The organism is Acidobacteriota bacterium (assembly GCA_009861545.1).
Taxonomy (GTDB): domain Bacteria; phylum Acidobacteriota; class Vicinamibacteria; order Vicinamibacterales; family UBA8438; genus WTFV01.
The window spans coordinates 1-18637 of the sequence record VXME01000147.1; the positions used below are offsets into that span (position 1 = coordinate 1).

12 protein-coding genes are annotated in these 18637 nt (G+C 67.6%); 8 read left to right on the forward strand and 4 right to left on the reverse strand.

Annotation, left to right across the window (positions count from 1 at the left end; all coding sequences use genetic code 11):
- The first annotated feature begins 93 nt into the window (after positions 1-93).
- A complete protein-coding gene (locus F4X11_22760) occupies positions 94-342 on the forward strand; it encodes a hypothetical protein (GenBank protein ID MYN67814.1) in 249 nt (82 codons plus the stop codon).
- A 1093-nt stretch (positions 343-1435) separates the two neighbouring features.
- On the opposite strand, the gene F4X11_22765 is transcribed toward F4X11_22760, so the two are convergent.
- Positions 1436-1807, reverse strand: coding sequence for a hypothetical protein (locus tag F4X11_22765; GenBank protein ID MYN67815.1), 372 nt, complete (start codon positions 1805-1807; stop codon positions 1436-1438).
- Positions 1808-1849: 42 nt separating this feature from the next.
- Between F4X11_22765 and F4X11_22770 the strand changes: the two genes are divergently transcribed.
- The 3 genes from F4X11_22770 to F4X11_22780 all read left to right on the forward strand — a co-directional run bounded on the left by F4X11_22770 (position 1850) and on the right by F4X11_22780 (position 6479).
- Positions 1850-3727 (forward strand): M4 family metallopeptidase, encoded by a 1878-nt coding sequence (locus F4X11_22770; GenBank protein ID MYN67816.1) that lies wholly within the window; start codon positions 1850-1852, stop codon positions 3725-3727.
- A gap of 1127 nt (positions 3728-4854) precedes the next feature.
- On the forward strand, positions 4855-5508 hold the full coding sequence (locus F4X11_22775) for a hypothetical protein (protein ID MYN67817.1): 654 nt from the start codon (positions 4855-4857) through the stop codon (positions 5506-5508).
- Positions 5509-5612: 104 nt separating this feature from the next.
- The gene (locus tag F4X11_22780; GenBank protein ID MYN67818.1) at positions 5613-6479 is read left to right on the forward strand and encodes a hypothetical protein; all 867 of its coding nucleotides are present in this window, start codon (positions 5613-5615) and stop codon (positions 6477-6479) included.
- A 717-nt stretch (positions 6480-7196) separates the two neighbouring features.
- Here the strand turns inward: F4X11_22780 and F4X11_22785 are convergent.
- From F4X11_22785 to F4X11_22795, 3 genes are all read right to left on the reverse strand, one after another.
- Positions 7197-7631: a VCBS repeat-containing protein gene (locus tag F4X11_22785; protein ID MYN67819.1), complete on the reverse strand. Its 435-nt coding sequence runs from the start codon at positions 7629-7631 to the stop codon at positions 7197-7199.
- Positions 7632-7816: 185 nt separating this feature from the next.
- Positions 7817-9433, reverse strand: coding sequence for a potassium transporter Kef (locus F4X11_22790; protein ID MYN67820.1), 1617 nt, complete (start codon positions 9431-9433; stop codon positions 7817-7819).
- A 35-nt stretch (positions 9434-9468) separates the two neighbouring features.
- Complete coding sequence (locus F4X11_22795) at positions 9469-12720, reverse strand: efflux RND transporter permease subunit (GenBank protein ID MYN67821.1); 3252 nt, start codon at positions 12718-12720, stop codon at positions 9469-9471.
- A gap of 306 nt (positions 12721-13026) precedes the next feature.
- Here F4X11_22795 and F4X11_22800 point away from each other — a divergent pair, with 306 nt between their 5' ends.
- The 4 genes from F4X11_22800 to F4X11_22815 all read left to right on the forward strand — a co-directional run bounded on the left by F4X11_22800 (position 13027) and on the right by F4X11_22815 (position 18502).
- Complete coding sequence (locus tag F4X11_22800; protein ID MYN67822.1) at positions 13027-13827, forward strand: LexA family transcriptional regulator; 801 nt, start codon at positions 13027-13029, stop codon at positions 13825-13827.
- Positions 13828-13872: 45 nt separating this feature from the next.
- On the forward strand, positions 13873-14613 hold the full coding sequence (locus tag F4X11_22805; protein MYN67823.1) for a sigma-70 family RNA polymerase sigma factor: 741 nt from the start codon (positions 13873-13875) through the stop codon (positions 14611-14613).
- Between the two features lie 144 nt (positions 14614-14757).
- Positions 14758-17466 (forward strand): serine/threonine protein kinase, encoded by a 2709-nt coding sequence (locus F4X11_22810; GenBank protein ID MYN67824.1) that lies wholly within the window; start codon positions 14758-14760, stop codon positions 17464-17466.
- Between the two features lie 316 nt (positions 17467-17782).
- Positions 17783-18502: a lipid-binding SYLF domain-containing protein gene (locus F4X11_22815; protein MYN67825.1), complete on the forward strand. Its 720-nt coding sequence runs from the start codon at positions 17783-17785 to the stop codon at positions 18500-18502.
- The last annotated feature ends 135 nt before the right edge of the window (positions 18503-18637 follow it).

The window sequence follows — 18637 nt, forward strand, 5'->3', positions numbered from 1 at the left end:
GATCTACACCTGCCTGCAGATCCTCATCTCGCGCGGCGGCCGGCCGTTCGTCGGCTGGTCGTACCGCTTCTCGTTCAACCATCCCAATGGCAGGTGCCCCGCCTCAAGGGCCTCGGCAAGCTCATCACGGTCGACGTCGACAAGCTGTTCGACCTCGACCGGAGCATCGAGGAGGCCGCCATCCGCCATCCCGCCGAGGACACCGGGAAGTGGCACTGGCGGGAGATCGTCCAGACAGGGGTCGTCCCGTCCCGCAAGCCGCTGCACCGGTTCACGGCGACCGGGCGGGAGCGCCTGCTGTGGGCGGACGGCCTGCGGATCGAGAGGCCCACCAGGGCGTAACCTACGAGCGGACCTTCGAAGGCGTAGCTCGCAAGCTCGCGCGGTTGCACGTCGACAAGGACGCGGACCAGATCCCGCGCGCGGGCAAGGAGGCGAATTCGCGGACTCTCGCTTCCAGGGGCGTCAGGAATCGCACGGGCGTCCGCTCCGTAGGGTGTCACTTTGGGTGTCAATTTCGGAAGGATCTGGGCCTGCAAGACATCGTGAAGGGTGGCGCTTGATCGGTCCGTCGAGCTGGGGCCGCGCGGGCGGCCGCCGAGACTCGGGAGCCGCAGGCCGTCATTCGTTGCCACCGGGTACATCATCCGGCTTGTCGAGGACGCGGAACCCTTCGTCGATGGATCCGCGCGCAGAGCACTCGGGCCGCGTCTCCGGTATCGGGATAGGTGACGTCGGCGACGGCAGCGAGTTGCTGCGGCCGATCAAGGACGTCGCCGGCAAGGTGGTTGGGCAGGCCGAACCGTGCCGCGGCCGGGTCCGGTCTAGCCGTCTAGCCGTCTAGCCCGCGCCGCCGTCCTGCGCTGAAGAGGGAGCTGGCGGTCCGGGGCCACTCCGGGCGTGATCGTCTGCGCGGCCTGCGCCGGCCGTTCGGGTAGCCGAGCATGCCGACCTCGTTTCCAATCCGCACCCGGTGCAGCAATGCATGCGAAAAGCGCCCGTGCTCGCCCTTTTTTCGGCCCGATCCGTTCGCTCTTCAATTCTTGGACGCCTTTATCTCAATAGATGAGTTCGGACGGACTGGCGCGCGTCGGTTGGAGTCGGGCTGGTCCGGAAAGCGATCAGGAGGACGCGGTGAAGGCAGAAGTGTGACGGTGGCTGCTGCCGTGCGGTCCGCGACCGGCCGGGCAACCCGCACCGGCCGCGGACGTCGTGCGGCGCGAGCGACGGCAGCCGTTGCCCAACGTAATCGTCCGCTCAGGTTAGGACCTCTCATTGATGGACGGTAAGCGAATGCAGGCACGAATCGCGCTGGTCGCAGGAGGTGTAGGAATTCTCGCCGTGTTGCTTGTCGCGGCGCTGGCGCCTGCTGCTGTCCGAGCGCTGTTGGTGACGATCTCGCTCGTCGCGTTCGTGTGGGCCGCGGTGGCGTTCGTCAATCCAGCCTGGGGTCCGTTTGCCGAGCAGGAAGGTGGGTACCTTGGTCTTGGTTGCAGGCATCGGACTCTTCTTCGTGGGCGGTGGCGTAGGTTCGTGCCACTGGTGAGAGAGTGGGATCCGACGGGATGCGGAGCCAGACGAACCGCGTCACGCCGGCGTCGACCGTTTCGTGCTCCAGTGCGCCGAGGCTCAGGCGGAACCCGCTCGGTGATGCGGGCTTTGAGATGCCGTTCGGTGTCGACCAGTGCGTCGGTCGTACCAGCCGCTCGAGGTTGTCGTTCGTCGGCAGCAATCGCGAATCGGGAAACGAGGGCGTGAGTTCGCAACCGGAATACACCTTGGCGAAGCCCTCGAACTGTTCAAACAACCGGGAACACGTCACCGCTACGTCTCTGGAGACCGACGCAACATGAGAATCGTTCCGAGACTCGTACTCACTTCCGTGCTCGCCGGAACCGCACTGATCGCCACCGGGCAGCATGTCACCTCGCAACAACCCGGCGTCGTGACCATCGCTGCCGGTTACGCCGTCGACCTCGACACGTTGCGGCAGTGGGACAAGAGGGTGGACGGACTCATGAGGACGGGCGACCTCATCCGCGTATCGCGCATGAACGACCCGTCCGTCGAGGGACGCACTCACGAATACCTCGCGCAGCACTACGAGGGCGTTCCGGTGCATGGCGGCGGCGTGTCCCGGCAGCTCGACGGCGCTGGCGTCACCGTGTCGCTGTTCGGCACGCTGCACCAGGGAATCGACGTGGTTGCGACGCCGGGGCTGTCGGAGTCAGAGGTCGCCGTACTGCTCGAGCGGATGCTCGGCGCAGGTCTCGTTGCTGGAGAGCCGTCGTTGGGCGTACTGCCATTGCCGGACGGCTCGTACGCGCTGGCTTATCGGGTCGCCATGTCCGACGGGTTCGTCTATTTCGTCGACGCCGGCGACGGCCGGGTCCTGCACCGCGTGCACGCGCGCATGATGCAGGCGGCGATCGGCGCCGGCACCAACTTCCAGGGGAAGCGGAGGAAGCTGAGTACCACGTTTGCGAACGACCGCTTCGAAGCGTTCGACGCGATGCGGCCTGCCGAGATCGTCACACTCGACCTTCGCTTCAACAACCGGCGCGAGGATCGCTTGTTCGAAGAGCACATGGTCGACGACCTGCCTCCCGGCGAACGGGTCTGGACGTCGGACGATATCGCGGCCGACGCGGACAACGACTGGGACGACCCGGCGGTGGTCGACGCGCATGCCTACAGCGGCTGGTTCTACGACTACCTCTTCGCCAGGCACGGCTGGGCGGGCGTCGACGGCGCGAACGGGCGGATCCTGCTCATGGTAAACGACCCCGATGCGACTGCCTACTTCGGTCTCCCACCATACGGCCCGGAAGGCACCGGTGTGTTCAACTACGGCCGCTTGGTCGACGAGTCGAGCGAGCAGGCCTTGGTTACGGCAGACATCGTCGGGCACGAGATGATGCACGCGGTGACGCATTTTTCGGTGAGCAACCGCACCGGCGACCCGTTTCCACTGCTCTTCACTCAGCTCCCTGTCGGCACGAGACTCGGCCCCAAGAGCTTAACGGACTACAAGGGAGATACCTACACGTGTCCCACGGCTCGATTCCGAGGGCTGGTCATGACACCGGACGGGTTCGACGTGGGCCTGGTGCCGGCCTGGTGCGTCGACGGCCGGTTCCTCCTGGCCTCCAGTCACGGCGGCGCCATCCACGAAAGCTATTCGGACATCTTCGGCGAGTCGCTCGAGTTCTACTACGAGGACGAGGATCTTGCGGGCGACTACCTGCTAGGCGGCGAACTCGAGATTGGTCCCTTCCGTTCTCTCAGTGATCCCCGATCGATTGACGACGGCTTCTTTCCGGATGCCTACGGCGACCGCTACGAGTTCGCCCTTACCCTGAGCGAGGAGGGTTACTGGGACTATTCCGGGTTCGTATTCGTCGATGGCCAGTACTACGGCGCTACCGACTGGTTCGGCTACGGGGGCGACCATTGGAACTCACTGTTCCTGAGCCACGCTTTCTATCTGGCCATCGAAGGCGGTACGCACCGCTCGACCGGGGCGACCGTGGAGGGTGTCGGCGGCGGCCATCGGGCGGAGATCGAACGGATTTTCTTCCGCGCGATGCGGGACCTGATGCCGGCGGCGGCGTCGTTGCCGATCGCCGCGGACGTCATCCGCCAGTCGGCGGCCGACCTCGCTCCGGGCGGCAATGCGCAACGGGCCATCGACCAGGCGCTCCGCGCCGTCGGGCTGTTGCCGTGACGAGAGTCTCGCCGCCGCGACCGGCCGCTGCTTGCGGATTGTGCGGCAGCGTTACGGACGCGGCGGTTGGACTGCACGTCGTCGATGCGGGCGTTCACGTTGGCGTTCTGCTGAAACATGGCGTGGATAGCTGTGCCCTGGCTACAGCCTCGGCTGGCTGGATTCGATGGCGGCGGGGACGTGACGAGGCGTGACGGAGGAGGAGTTGAAACGCGTGGCGCTCGACACCCGCCTGGGGTCACTCCGTCTCCCAGGAACCAACAATTCTTCGCGTTTGGTTGTTCGGTTTCCGATTCACCGACGCCATTAAACTAAGGCCGTTGGAGAAAGGGCGCGGCGGCGTGCGGCGTGGAGGCCGTCCGCGGGTACCGTATGGCAGCCGCGCAGGGACTCATGGCGGCACAGGAAAAGGTCGACCGCATCCGTCGGAGAAGGAATCGGTCGGCGGCGATGAATGTGAGAGATGGTGACGGCGACCGAGTTCCGAGACGCAACGGCGGCGAGGCGAAGCGTACCGCGATCACCGGCTGCGCGTGAAGGCTGCAGGAAGATGAGCGCAATGCATGCCGTGAGGTCGGTCGTGGTGGCAGTGCTGGCGGCGGTCGTCCTCACGACGCCAGCGGTCGTCCTGGCCGACGGCCATGTGGCCCTGGTCGTGGGCAGCAGCACCTACGCCCACATCGGGCGGCTGCCGAACCCGGACAACGACGCGGTGGACATCTCGGCAGCGTTGCGGCGGCTCGGCTTCGAGGTGACGACCGAGCTCGACGCCGACCGGTTGGAGCTGACCGAGGCGCTACGCGCGTCCACGCGACAGAGCGCCGGAGCCGGATGTCTCGCTGGTCTTCTGCGCGGGCCACGGCATCAAGATGGGTGGCGTCAACTACCGCGTCCCGGTGGACGCGCGGCTGGAGCGCGACGTCGACGTGCGCTTCGAGACGGTGACGGTCGACGACCTGTTGGTATAGAACACGGGCGCGGCGTTGCGGTTGGTGATCCTGGACGCGTGCCGTAGCATCCCGCTCGCGAGATCGATGCAGCGTACGGCGGCGAGCCGGACGTGTCAGCGGCGGCAGCTTCGGTGACCTGGACGATGATCTGCTGGGGGATGAGACGCTGGTGGGCGTATGCGGCGGAGGAGGACGACGGCAGCGGACGGTTGGGGTCGGAACAGTCCGTACACGGCGGCGTTGCTGGAGCAGTTGGAGCAACCGCTGGAGATTAGTCTTCTGTTCCGGCGGGTTCGTGCGCAGGGGCTGGCGGCGACCAAACCTGCGCAGCGCCCGCACGATTACCACTCGCTGGTGGGCGAGCACTACCTGACGCGGACGCTGGCTGGGGGCGCGTCGGTCGCGGTGAGCGTAGCGGTTCCGGTGCCGGCCGACCCTCCACGACCTGATCTGGAGATTGACGTCAAGGCGCTATCCATTGCTGCGCTGCGCGAGTTGGCCAAGGCTGGGGACGCCGACGCGCAGGCCAAGCTCGGCGAGCGGTACGAGCACGGTCGCGGCGTGGTACAGGACTACCGCGTTGCGGTGTCCTGGTTCCGTCGAGCGGGCGACCAAGGTCATGCGCCCGGGCAGGTCGCCCTCGGGTTCCTGTACGGCCGCGGGGGCGGGCGTAGCGCAGGACGACGCGAGAGCCGTCCGCGGGCGGCGCAGGCTGATGCACACGTTCGGGGTCGATTGGACCGGGTACGCGCGCACACTCCCGCGCACCCGGCTGCTGCGGCATCTGCGGAAGCATCGGGAGGGCACAGAGTGTTGAAGATACTTGACTAGGCGCGAGAAGACAACGCCGAGACGACCGCCGACGTCGGTACGGAATCGGATAGAACAGTAGCAGCCCGAAGGGAGTTCGCATGACGACGATTGTATGTTGGAACATGCAGTACAAGGGCGGATCTTGGCGGGAGCTGGTCCGGATGGGAGCAGACATCGCGTTGCTGCAGGAGCCTTGCAGGGTACCGGACGACGTTGCGGACCACGTCGACATCGGGCCACGGGACGAGGACGCCTGGGATCCATGCTTGTGGCCAAAGCCCGTTCGCAGGAGCGATTTCCGGCACCACCACCGGTGGCCGAAGATCGCGAAGCTGTCCGATCGGGTGAAGATCAAGTGGTTCAGACCGATTCTCTCGACAGACCCGATGTCCGGCGACAGCCTCAACGTCAGCGACGTCCAGATCATCGCCGCGGCAGAAGTCACCCCGAATGACGGAGGCTCGAAGCCGTTTATCGTTGTGTCGATGTACGCTGCCTGGAGATGGCCGCACCCGGGCACTGGGAGGGAGGATGCCCACGCGGACGCGTCGGCGCATCGGATAATTTCCGATCTGACGCACTTCGTTGCTAACGCGGACCGGATACCGCATCACATCCTGGCGGCAGGCGATCTCAATATGGACTACGGCGCGGACTATGGCTGGAAGGAACGCAGTAAGGACCGGCTCTGGTACGCACGCGCCCGCACCGTCTGGGACCGCATGGAGGCGCTCGACTTGGTGTACATGGGGCCACGATACCCCAATGGACGCCGAGCGGACCCCACGCCGGAGCACCTGCCCGCGGACTCGAACAACGTTGTGACGTACCATACCAACCGGAGTTCTCCTGCCGGCGCCCAACTGCAGTTGGATTACGTGTTCGCCTCGCGGGGGTTCCACGAGACGATTGAGACCCGCGCCATGAACGGAATCGACGAGTGGGGACCGAGCGACCATTGCCGACTCCTGATCAAGGTGAGGACGTGATGCCGCCCTACGCTTGGAACCGCGGCCATGCTCGGGCGATGGCCGGCGACATCCGGAATGCCACGACGGGTCTCCCGGACCTCCGCAGGACGAATCGAGGGAGTACGGAGTCCTCCCCGAACTGCGCGCCATCGAAAACACGCGGAGCAACGTTCCTCCGGTTTCGAGACGGTGAACACCGGCACTCGCGCTCATGAGGATGGCGTGATTTGTGGCCAGTGCTGCAGGTTCGTGAGTGGCTGGATCTCAGGCGACGCTTTGAGCGGACAGATTCTACCCGAGTTGCGTAGCCTGACTTTAAAGGCGCGCACGTGCGAGGCCGTTCAGTCAGGCAGGGTCTGCGTCCAGGTCGCCTCGCGGCGAAGGCGTAGCTCGAGGCCCCGAGCACGGCCACGAGGACCTGCGCGTCCCGCTCTTCGCCGGTCTCGCGATCGACGACCGGCACCGTCTGCCCGGCATAGTCGATGAACAGCTTTCGCCGGCGCGGTGCTCCTGGCGCATCACCAGGTCGACCTTCCGCGGCCCAGGCGCGGTACTGGTCGCAGAACCAGTCTGTATTGCAGCCCGTCGGGGTGGAGAGCCTTGTATTCCTCACACAGCAACGCCAGCGTGACGCTCTTGCGTCGCAGCTTGCGTCTCAGCTCGCGGTGCACTTCACTCCAGACCGGCAGCGGACGCGACGCGCGGCTCGACGGCGGCGCCGGAGACAACCGCCGCTCAAGGCCGGCGTCGTTTCGGGCACCGGCGAACTGATCCCAGCCATCTTGGCGCGGCGGGTTGTCGTACCGGCTGCTCTGCGCCTATAACGTAGACGCCGGCGTCGAACACCGCGAAGTCGAGACGGCCATCGCCATTGAAGTTGTCCGTGCCCGCGACCGGGGTACGTGCCCGGATCGACGGGAGCATCTCCGCTGGCGCCAGCCGGAGCCGTCCATCACGGGTCCCGAGGAACACCTGTACCGGCGGCTTGTCCAACCGGTCTTCGACCGTTTCGCTCCCGTCGTTGGGCTGACCGCCGGCGATGATGTCGTCGCGGCCGTCCCCGTTGAGGTCCGCTACGGCGATGATGACCTGGATCCGGTTGAAGCGGCCCTGCGTCTCAACGCGCGCGAACCTCTGCGCGTGAACGGCGCTGGAGAGCCAGCAGGCGATGAAGACTCCTTACAAACCAGTCGAACGCCAGAGGCGCCGACAACGTCACCGCCGCGCGCGCCACCCGCGCCGGACGGGTTCGCCTCTCATCAGATCACGATGAGGCAGGCGACGATCACGCTACGGACGACGTGCGCAACACCCCGATCATCGTTCGCGGGCGGACGCACCCCCAAAGCACAGAGTCAATCGATTCCTCGTGGCGGGATCAGCGGCGTCGTGTCTTGTGTGGCCACGTGGGCGGCGAAACCGGAGCCGGCCTTTTCGTAGACGTCGAAAACGACCGACACACCCGCCCGCTCGAGCGGCTCGATCTCATCGTGGAACCTGGCCGTGGCGGCAACCCTGCCGCTGAACGAAACGGCCCTGAGCTGGTCGAGAACGGCGAGGCTTGCGGTCAGGTTCGGCAGCGCCAACATGACTAGCTCGACGGTGTTCGTGTCGTCAATGCGGTCCCAGAAGTCCGCGTCGCTCGGATCGCCGAGCAGCACATTGAACCCCGCTGACCGATGGTTCGCTACCGTTCGTGGATCGATGTCCACCCCGACGACCGTTTCGCCGTACCCTCGACGCATGGCTTCGTAGGCCCCGGCGCCGATGCGGCCCATCCCCAGAACGAGGATCGTCACCCCGCCGGTGTCGAGCAGCCGGTCGTCGGCGAGACGCTCCCTTCGCTCCAGGCGGCGCCACGTTGCCCGATATCTCGTGTAGACCCGATCGGCGACCGCATCGACCGCCGCGGCGACGCCGCAGGAGAGGGAGAGCGCGACGGCGATGACGCTCAGCCAGAGACCGTCGATCCATCCGTTGGCAACGCCCACGGCGGCGACGATGAGCCCGAACTCGCTGTAGTTGGTCAGGTTCAACGACGCCAGCAGCGACGTGCGGGCCCGCAGCCGGAAACTCGCCAGCAGACCCAGGAAGAGAGCCGACTTGAAGAACACGAACGGCGTGATGGCCGCACCGATGAGAACCACCTCCGTCGTCAATGGCCCGGACACGCCGATGGAGAGGAAGAAGCCGACCAGGAACAGGTCCTTGAAGCCGAGCATGGTCTTCGCCAGCTCGTCGGCCTTGTCGTGGCTGGCGATGAGAACGCCGACGACGAGAGCGCCCAGGTCGCCCTTCAGGCCCGCCAGCTCGAATGCTTCCGCTCCGCCCAGCGCGAGCAGAAAGCCATAGAGGACGAGGAGCTCGCCATGGCCGACGCGCTGCAGGACCAGGGCCAGCAGCGGCCGCAGCGGAATGAGAATCAGCAACAGCAGTGCCCGGACGGTCGGCAACTCACCCGCCGCGAGAGCCAGAAAGATAACGGCCGCCAGATCCTGCACGATGAGGATGCCCACGGCTATGCGACCGTGCAGCGAAGCCGTCTCTCCTCTCTCTTCGAGCACCTTGACGACGAAGACCGTGCTGGAGAAGCTCAACGCAAAAGCGACCAGCAGGGCCTGAGAGAAGCCGATGCCGGTCAGGAAGGAGACGCCCAGAAGCGCCGGCACATGGATGGCCGCTCCGAGCACCAGAACGACAATCGACATGTGCAGGCTGGCAACGGCCCAGACGTGCGGACGCGCGATGGTCCTCAAGTCGAGCTTCAGGCCGACGAGGAAGAGCAAGAGGGTTATGCCGAGGTCGGAGAGCTTCTGCAGCATCTCCCCGCCGGCGGTTCCATGCAGGTTGAGCAGGAAGCCCGCGGCCAGGAAGCCGACCAGCGGCGGCAGCCCGACTGTCCTGGACAACAGGCCCAGCGCGAACGCCAGGGCGATCCAGGCGACGTCTTGTACGGCAATGGCGATGTCCATGGGGTCGACGCGGCCAGGGAACTATTGACGGCTGCCTACAGCGTGGCCGCACTTCCCCCGGGCGCCGGCACCGCCGCCGAGCTGTAGCCCCCGAAGATCCGCCGCATCGTCCGGCCGACGTCGTCGAGGATCATGTACGCCGTCGGCACCAGCAGCAGCGTGATGGCGGTCGCGAACAGCACCCCGAAGCCGAGCGAGACCGCCATCGGCACCATGAAGGCGGCGTCGAGGCTCCTGTTCCACATCAGCGGCGCAAGGCCGAAGAAGGTCGTGAGCGACGTCAGCAGGATGGGCCGGAAGCGGTAGACGCCGGCCTCGCGCACGGCTAGCGCCAAGCCGGCCGTCTCGAAGTCCCGCCGGTCGGTCGGGATGCCCCCGGCCTGCCGCGTCAGGCGTCCGACGTCGGCGTGCACGCCTCGCGCCCGGTTGATGAAGTCGACCATGATCAGGCTGTCGTTGACCACCACCCCGGTCAGCGCGACCAGCCCGAACATCGACATGATCGACACGTTCAGCCCCAGGAAGACGTGGCCCCAGACCGCGCCGATGAGCCCGAACGGGATGGCGCTCATGATGATCAGTGGCTGCACGTAGGACCGCAGCGGCACCGCCAGCAACGCGAAGATCAGCAGCAGCGCCAGCGTGAAGCCGCGCTGCAGCCCGCCGAGGGCGTCGCGCTGCTCGGCCATCGCCCCCTCGAACGAGTAGAACACGCCCGGGTAGCGGACCAGCACCTCGGGAAGAATGCGCGCGTTCAGGTCGGCGATGACGGCGTCGGCCGACGTCGCGCCCGGGTCGATCGAGGCGGTGACGTTGACGGTTCGGTTCCGGTCCACGCGCCGGATCGACGCGAACCCGCGTCCGGGCTCGACCACCGCGACCTGGCTGAAGGGGACCTGGCCGCCGTCCGGCGTGCGGATGCGCATGTTCTCGAGGTCGCCGAGCGACCGGCGCTCGTCGCGCGGATAGCGGACCATGACGCGTACGTCGTCGCGACCCCGCTGGATGCGCTGCGCCTCCTCGCCGTAGAACGCCTGGCGCACCTGGCGCCCGAGGCTCTCCAGGGTGAGGCCGACGGTCTCGGCGGCCGGCTTGATGCCGAGCTTCATCTCCTGCTTGCCGGCGCGAAACGAGTCGGTCACCTCGTAGACGCCGGCGTAGCCTTGGAGACGCTGCTTCACCTCTTCTGCTGCGGCCCGCAGCACGTCGACGTCCGGGCCGGCGAGCTGCACGTCGACGTCGCTGCCCGCGCTCAGGGTGCTCAGCGCGAAGTCGACCTCGACCGCTTCCGGGATCGGCGCCGTCGCCTCGCGCCACAGCAGGCCGAGCTCCTCGCTGCTGTAGGCGCGATCTTCCGAGGAGAGCAGCTCTATCGCCACCTCGCCCGTGTTCGGCGACGTGAAGCTCCCGACCGCGGGACCCGTGGGACCGCCCCCGCGCGCCGCCATCGGTCTGTCGCCGACCGCCGCGAGCACGTGCCGGAAGTAGTCCCGGCCGGTTTCTGCGAGCAGTTGCCGGCGGAGCCGCGCCGCGCCCGCCTCGAGCTTCGCGACCGCCGCCGCCGTCGCCTCGACCGGCGCGCCCTGCGGCATCGTCACCGAGGCGGAGATGACGTTGGCCTCGATCGAGGGCATGAAGCGGAAGCCGGGAAGCCCCGACAGCACCATCCCGATGGTGACGATCATCACCCCCAACCCCACCGCCGCGGTCACGTACCGCCACCGCAGCGCCGCCTCGAGCAACGGGCTGTAGACGCGATGCGCGATGCGCGTCAAGCCGTTCGCGAAGACCCGCTGAAAGCGCCGCCACGGTCCCGGGCGGACGCGCTTCGGGATGTGCGACAGGTGGGCCGGCAGGATGTTCAACGACTCGAGCAGCGAGAACAGCAGGCACGCGATGACGACCAGCGGAATCACCCGGAACACCTTGCCCAGCACCCCGGGCACGAACAGCAGCGGACTGAACGCGGCCACCGTCGTCAGGACCGCGAACGTGACCGGTTTCGCGATCTCGTACGCCCCCTCGATGGATCCGCGCATCCCGTCGCCGTGCTCCTCCTGGTGCCGGTAGATGTTCTCCCCCACGATGATGGCGTCGTCGACCACGATGCCGAGCACCAGGACGAAGCCGAACAGCGTCAGCACGTTGATGGAGACGTCGACGCCCGGCATCAGCGCGAGGGCCCCGAAGAACGAGATGGGGATCCCGAGGCTCACCCAGAACGCCAGACGCAGCTCCAGGAACAGCGCCAGCACCAGGAACACCAGCGCGAACCCGGCAACGCCGTTGCGCAGCATCAGCGAGAGTTGGTTGTTCAACGACTCTGCATCGTTCTGCCACACGGTGAGCGTCACGCCCTCGGGCAGGCGCGCCCGGGCTCCCTCGACGTACCGCGTGGCGAGCTCGGCGATCTCGACCGCGCTCTGGTCCCCCGTGCGGAAGACGGAGACCAGCATCGTCGGCTCGAAGTCGAAACGGGCGTACTGGTCGGTTTCCTCGAAGCCGTCGACGACGGCCGCCACGTCGCCCAGACGCAGGCGGCTGCCGTCGGGTCGCGTCCACAGGACCAGATCCTCGAACTCGGCCCCGCGGTACGCCTGCCCGATGGTGCGCAGCAGGATCTCGCCCCCGTCCGTCCGCACCGACCCGCCCGGCAGGTCGAGCGACGAGCGGCGCACGGCATCTGCCACCTGGTCGAACGTCAGCTCGTATCGTCGAAGGTCGTTCTCCGAGACCTCGATCGAGATCTCGTACGGCGGCGCACTCACGATGTCGACCTGCGTGATGCCCGGAATCGCCGTCAGCTCATCCCGTACCCGCTCGGTGACCTGCTTCAGCGTGAACGGGTCCATGTCCCCGGAGACCGCGATGTCGACGACCTGCAACCGGTTCGTCAGCTCGCGGATGATCGGCGTCTCGGTCTCGAGCGGGAAGGTGGTGATGGCGTCGACGTTGTTCTTCACCTCGTCGACGACGCGGCGGGCGTCGGCCCCGAGGTCGAGCTCGATCGTCACTGAACCGGCCCCCTCGTACGCCGTCGAGCGGACCTGCTTGATGCCGTCGATGCCCTCGATCGCCTCCTCGATGCGGACGTTCACCGCCGACTCGACCTCTTCGGGGGCGGCGCCGAGATATGGCACCTCGACACTGATCCGGTCGAGCTCCATCTCCGGAAACACTTCTTCGTTGGCGCTCGTTGCCGCGAGGAGTCCGCTGGCCACGATGAACACCATCATCAGGTTGGCGGCGACGCCGTTGCGGGCGAACCACTCGATCATGCCGTGCACGGTCGCCTCCCCGCTTCGAAGGCAGTCCCAAGGCCAATATCGTCATCGTAGCAACCCTCGTCCCGCCCTGAAGTCCGCAGGCCGTCCGATGTGGACTCTCGCGACAATCCGGCCACTCGCACTTTACCCTCGCTCCAGCGCCAGCTCGTCCTCGGGCGGCGGCCACCCGTTGTTGCGTCCCGGCGGTGACAAGCCACGGCGCTTGCGGGGGCTGGAGCGACGGACGCCTTCCGTCGTCGTCCAGCAGTCGTGCGCCTCGCCTTCCTGTGACTCGCCGTTCGGTTCCGCATTCCGAAACGCCCTTATATGCATGACTGGTTCGAGGGCTTCTCGGTCAGTCGTCTCGCGCCAGATTTAGCCGGCATCCGCGCGGAACCGCCGTGGGCCTGCGGCCGCTTTACCGGCACCAGGTGTCGAGCTGACCACCAGACGTTTCTGCACATGACGCTGGGGACGAACATCAGGCGGTTGCGGTCGGTGGTGGGACCGCGATCGCAAAAGAAGCTGGCCGAGCGGCTCGGCGTCGCGCCGAGCCAAGTCGCGGACTGGGAGCACGACCGCTACGCGGTCATCTCGATCCAGAGTCTCATCAAGCTTGCCACAGTGTTCCACTGCTCGGTGGACGACCTTCTTGCCGGTGTCGATGCGGACTACGACCAGTTGCTGGCGGGTGTCGCGGATGCCGCATACGCGGCCGGCAACTGGCCCGATGTCGCGGTGGTCGGCGAGGGCGATGCACCTCCGGGTGCCGTCGCGCGGAACGCGCACGGAGAGGAGCGGCCTGCGGTGTTGGGCTGGGTACCTCGCCCGGCGGACCTTGGCGACCCGCACGCCTACGGGGTCCAGATCCGCGGCGACGCGATGTGCCCGGCGTACCGGCCGAAGATGGTCGCGCTGGTGTCGCCTGCGCAGGACGTGCAGGACGGCGATGAGGTGTACGCGCACCTCGCGCGCGGAGAACACCTGGTCCGGTTGGCCCGCGCGGTTCCCCGCGGTTACATTTTCCAGGCGTACAATCCGGGCCGCCGGGCGCGTTTCGTGAAGCACAACGAGATCGATGCGCTGCACGTCATCGTGTACTCGCTTCTCCGGGGATTGGAACGATGATGTTGCGCTGCCGGGAGATGGTCGGAGGACCGACGCTGAGCATGCTTGTCACGCCGCGCGTGGCAGTGGCGCAGGACAGGGCGGGGCCCCTGGACGAGTTCCTGCACCCCGGCAGGGACGCCGCCGCGGGCGGGATCCGACTATCATTGCGCGGTCGTACGCAAACTGTTGTCTGTGTTCTCCCGAGAATCCGCCGGTCCAGGCGCTCCCCGTGGCACCAGCTCGGACCGCCTCCTCGCGCGGGCTCGAGGAGGCAGCCGGCCGGCGGCCGAGGTGCTGTTTGCGCGCTACGGGTCGTGGCTGCGGCGTTGGGCGCGCGGTCGGCTGCCGCCATGGGTGCGCGGGGCCGTCGACACGAGCGATCTGGTCCAGGACACCCTGCGGGAGCAGTTCGCGCGGCTCGACCAGTTCAAGTCGAAACAGTCTGGTGCGATGCGGCTCTGCTTGCGGCGGGCCATCGAGAACCGGATCCGGGACCAGTTGCGGCGCGCCGCGCGGCGCCGGAACACCGATGCGCCGGCCGAGCACGTCGAGCTCAGCGACGCGTCGGCGCCCCAACATCGGCAGTTGGTCGATGATGAGAACTGGCAGCACTATCTGGACGGCCTGCGGCATCTGCGGCCTCGTGACCGGCGGCTGATCGTGGGTCGTACCGAGCTCGGGTACAACTTCCGGCAACTCGCTCTGGTCGAACGCCTGTCGAGTCCGGACGCGGCGCGCATGGCGCTGCGCCGGGCGCTGATGCGGTTGAGCGACGCCATCGCGGGCGCCGGCAACCGTCGCTGACGTATCGTCGTCGACGGCGCGTCGCCCATCCCGCCATTCGAGTGTTCGGATCCGGCCTCGTGAACGCCAATAGATCGGTAGCAGGGAATTCACGCCGGGCGTGAAGGCGCGCGCCGCGGCGGTCGTGGTCAGGCTCGGACTCGCATGCCCAGCACGGGTGACGATGATCGGGACAGTCTCGTCGCAGAGGTGGCCGACGCGCTGACGCTGCGGCAGGATGTGGATTGGGAGCGGTGCGCGCGTCTGGCGACCCCGTCCAATCGGCACCTGCTCGACAATCTGCGCCTGATCGCACGCATCGCTTCCTGCTTCCGCGCATCGGCGAGCACGCCGCCGGGCCCGGCGGCGCCGCTCGCCGCCATCGGTGCCGGCCTCTTTGCGCGGCGCGCCGTCCAGGCGCTGGTCGGCTTCGCCGCGATCCAGGCGGCGGCAACGTTGCTCCTGCTGCCCTGGGCCTGGGAACCCTACCATCGGGAGTTCGGGGACCTTGCCGTCTATCTGGCGACCTTGCTGATCGGGTCCAGCTTGAGTGCGGCCCTGTTTCTGTTCGGGGGCCACCGCGATCGGCGCAACTGGTTGCTCGGCGCGTACTTCATCGTCAATGCGACGCTCGCGAATCCGTTTCCGATGCTGGCGTCGCTACGGGATGTTCCGCAGGCCGACCTGTTCGGTTACCCCTATGTGTACCCGTTCCTGTTCGCGCCTGCGTTCCTGTGGGCGTTCGTGCGGGAGTGTCCTCGTGCGCAGCGGGCCACTCGACTCGACGACTTCGCGCGTCGGATGGTCGTGGTCAGTGCGGCACTCGGCTGCGTCATGTGGATGGTGTTGGTGACGGTGCTGGAGGTCGCGCGCGCGGGCTATCTGTCCGAGGCGGTCTTCTGGGTGTGCTTCGATGCGCACCTCGCCCTTCTGGAACTACTCCGGCTGGGAGCGGTCAGCGTGCTGCTGCTGCGTGCGCGCACGGCGGCAGCCGACGAAATCAGACGCGTCGTCCTGTTCGCGGTCGGGTTCCTGATCTGGTCCGGAGCGACCGCCGGTTACGCCCTGGTCGAGGCGTTTTCGGCGGGCAGTTGGCTGTCCAACTACCGATGGACTCCCGCCGTAGTGGTGGTCGAGCTGCTGCGGTTTCCCGGGATCGTGCTGCTGTGGTACGCGGTGCTCGCGTCTCGGATTCCGCACGCGCGCGAGGTCGTGCGCGCATTCTGCATGCGGCTGCTGGCGCGGGGACGCGTCCTGGGGGGACTGGCCGCCGTGTCGTCGCTGATGCTGGTCTGGCTGCTGGCCAGCCGTCCCGAGCGGACAGTGGGCGCGGTCGTCGCGGATCCGCTGGCGCAGGCGCTCGCCGCGGCAACGGGCATTCTGCTGCTGCTGGTGCTGCGTCGCGAGCGGCTGCTGGTCCGGCTCGATGCCTGGATCTACCCGGAAACCGTGGAGCAGCGGAAGGCGTTGGCCGCCGCGGGAAGAGCGCTGGCGCGAGCCGGACGGCTCGCTACGATCCAACGGACCGTGAAGCGGACGGTCTGGCATGGATGCGGCTCTCCCGCCATCCTGCTGGTCGCCCCCGACCCGCTGGCGGAAGCACATGACTTCCGCGCGCCGGACACGAGGACCGCGCCGCTGCCGCGAGCCTCCGTGGTCGTCAGCGTCCTCGAAGCGGCGGGCGGCTCGTTGCGGGTCCATCCCAGCGACACGACGTCGTTCTTCGGCCTGCTGCCCGCAGCCGACGCGGCGTGGGTCGTCGAAGCGGACGCCGACGTGCTGGTACCGGTGCCCAGCGCGGGCGCGGAGTTGCTCGGCGTGCTGGTGGTTGGCCTCCGCTTCGACAGCCGGCCTGTGCGTCTGGTCGACGTCCCGTTTCTCGAGGCGGTGGCGGCGGCGGCGGGGCTGGCGGTCGGGAGCCTGGCGGTCGCGCACGGTCCGGGGGAGCAGGTGCGGCGCGAAGAGCCGCCGGCGCAGGAGTGCCCCGTGTGCCGCTGCCTGCGGGGAGCCGGCGAGGCGCTCCCGTGCGACTGCGGGACGGAATACGTCGAGGCGGACGTCCCGAAGCTGCTCGCCGGCAAGTACAGGCTGACGCGGCGGCTGGGCAGCGGGGGCATGGGAACGGTGTACCTGGCGCGCGATCTGCGGCTCGACCGTGACGTGGCGATCAAGACGCTGGCCGACATGTCGGCCTCGCGCCTACAGGGGCTCAAGCCGGAAGCGTGGGCGATGGCGACGGTGTCGCATCCGGCGGTGGCCCAGGTCCACGGTATCGAGTCATGGCGCAGCCGCCCGTTCCTGGTAGTCGAGTTCGTTGGGGGCGGCACGCTCACCGACCGGCTCGACCGCGAGCGCGTGCCGCCGGACGAGGCGCTCTCGATGACCACGCTGCTGGCCGACGCGCTGGCGGCTCTGCACGAGGCGGGCTACGTGCACGGCGACGTCAAGCCGAGCAACATTGGATTCACGGCGAGCGGCTCGCCGAAGCTGCTCGACTTCGGCCTGGCGCGCGCGAGCGCCGACGCCGACGCCGCGGGCGGGACGTTGCGTTATCTGTCGCCCGAGGTCCTCGCCGGACGACCGGCCGACGAGGCCGACGACGTGTGGTCGTTGTGCGTGGTGCTGCACGAGATGGCGACGGGTGAACATCCCTTCGCCGGCGGGGACCCCGGCGAGGTGGCGAACAGGATTCGGCGGCAACGCCCCGCCCGCCCCGGCCGGCCGGCGGCGAGCGACGAATCGCCGTCGGCTGTGACCGACTGGACGGTGGCGATGTTGTCGGCTCCCCGGTTGGCGCGGCCGGCGACGGCGCGCGAGTTCGCCGGGGCGGTTCACGCGCATCGTCGGCGCCACACACGCCGTGAGAAGGGATAGAGGCAGTTCAGAACCGCCGTCCGCCGGTGCGCCCGCAATCAGCAACTCCCGCACGTTCCCCGCTCCTCCCGTCCGTTAACCGACGATTCCTGCGCGTTCGGATGTTCGGTTTTCGATTCACTGACGCCTTGAAGTTATTGGAACGGACGCTTGAGGCGCACCACGAGGCCGAAGCGAGGCCGGAATCGTCCTGCCGGCCAGTGGTCCGAGGCAGGTGATGGAAGACGTGTCGGGGTGCGCACCCTTGGCCGGCGATTCGGCGGCGGCCCTGGGTCAACTGAACACCATGAGGTGGCGGAGAACAATGAGAACTACGATGACAATCCTGTTGGCGGTCGTGTCGGTTTGCACTACATCCGCGTACGGCCAGGTAGACGACTGTGGGGGACTGCTGCCGATCACGTCCCGTCCGGCTGCCCAGGACGGGGGCGCGGAAGAGTCCGAGCGCATAACGCGTTCGGCCGATGTGCTCGACGCGATCATGGCCGCCGACGACAGCGCCATCCCCGACGCCATCCTGGAGCGCGCCCAGGGAATTGCGGTGTTTCCCGGAACCACGCGCGCCGGTTTCGGCTTCGGCGGCATGCGCGGCAGGGGCGTCCTGAGCGCACGCAGCGGCGACAGTTGGTCGGCCCCGGCCTTCCTCACCCTCACGGGCGGCAGCTTCGGGCTGCAGATCGGCGTCCAGCGCAGCGACATCATCCTGGTCATCATGGTCCCCGAGGGGCTCGACAACCTCGTCAGCAACCAGTTCTCCATCGGCGTCGACGCCGGCTTGGCCGCCGGCCCGGTGGGCCGCAACGCCGCGGCGGCGACCGACCTCCAGTTGAGCGCCCAGATCCTCAGCTACTCGCGGGCGCGGGGCGTGTTCGCCGGCATCACGATCAACGGCAGCACCATCCGCCAGGACGTGGACGCGAACGAGCGCTTCTACGGCTCGCGCCTCGAGACACGTCCGCTTGTCTTCGAGAACGCCGGCAGCTCCCGCGAGCCCGTGGGGCTCTGGCGTCAGACACTGGCCCGCCACGCCAACTAGAGCGGTCCGGCGGTCCCGGCGGTGCTTCGAGCGGCGCCCTTCAACCCCGGCGGCACTACGTACTGCAGGTTCAGCAACCGCGTGGAGGAAGACCCGAATGCGAACGGATTGGCGGACGGTACCGCTGCTGCTGGC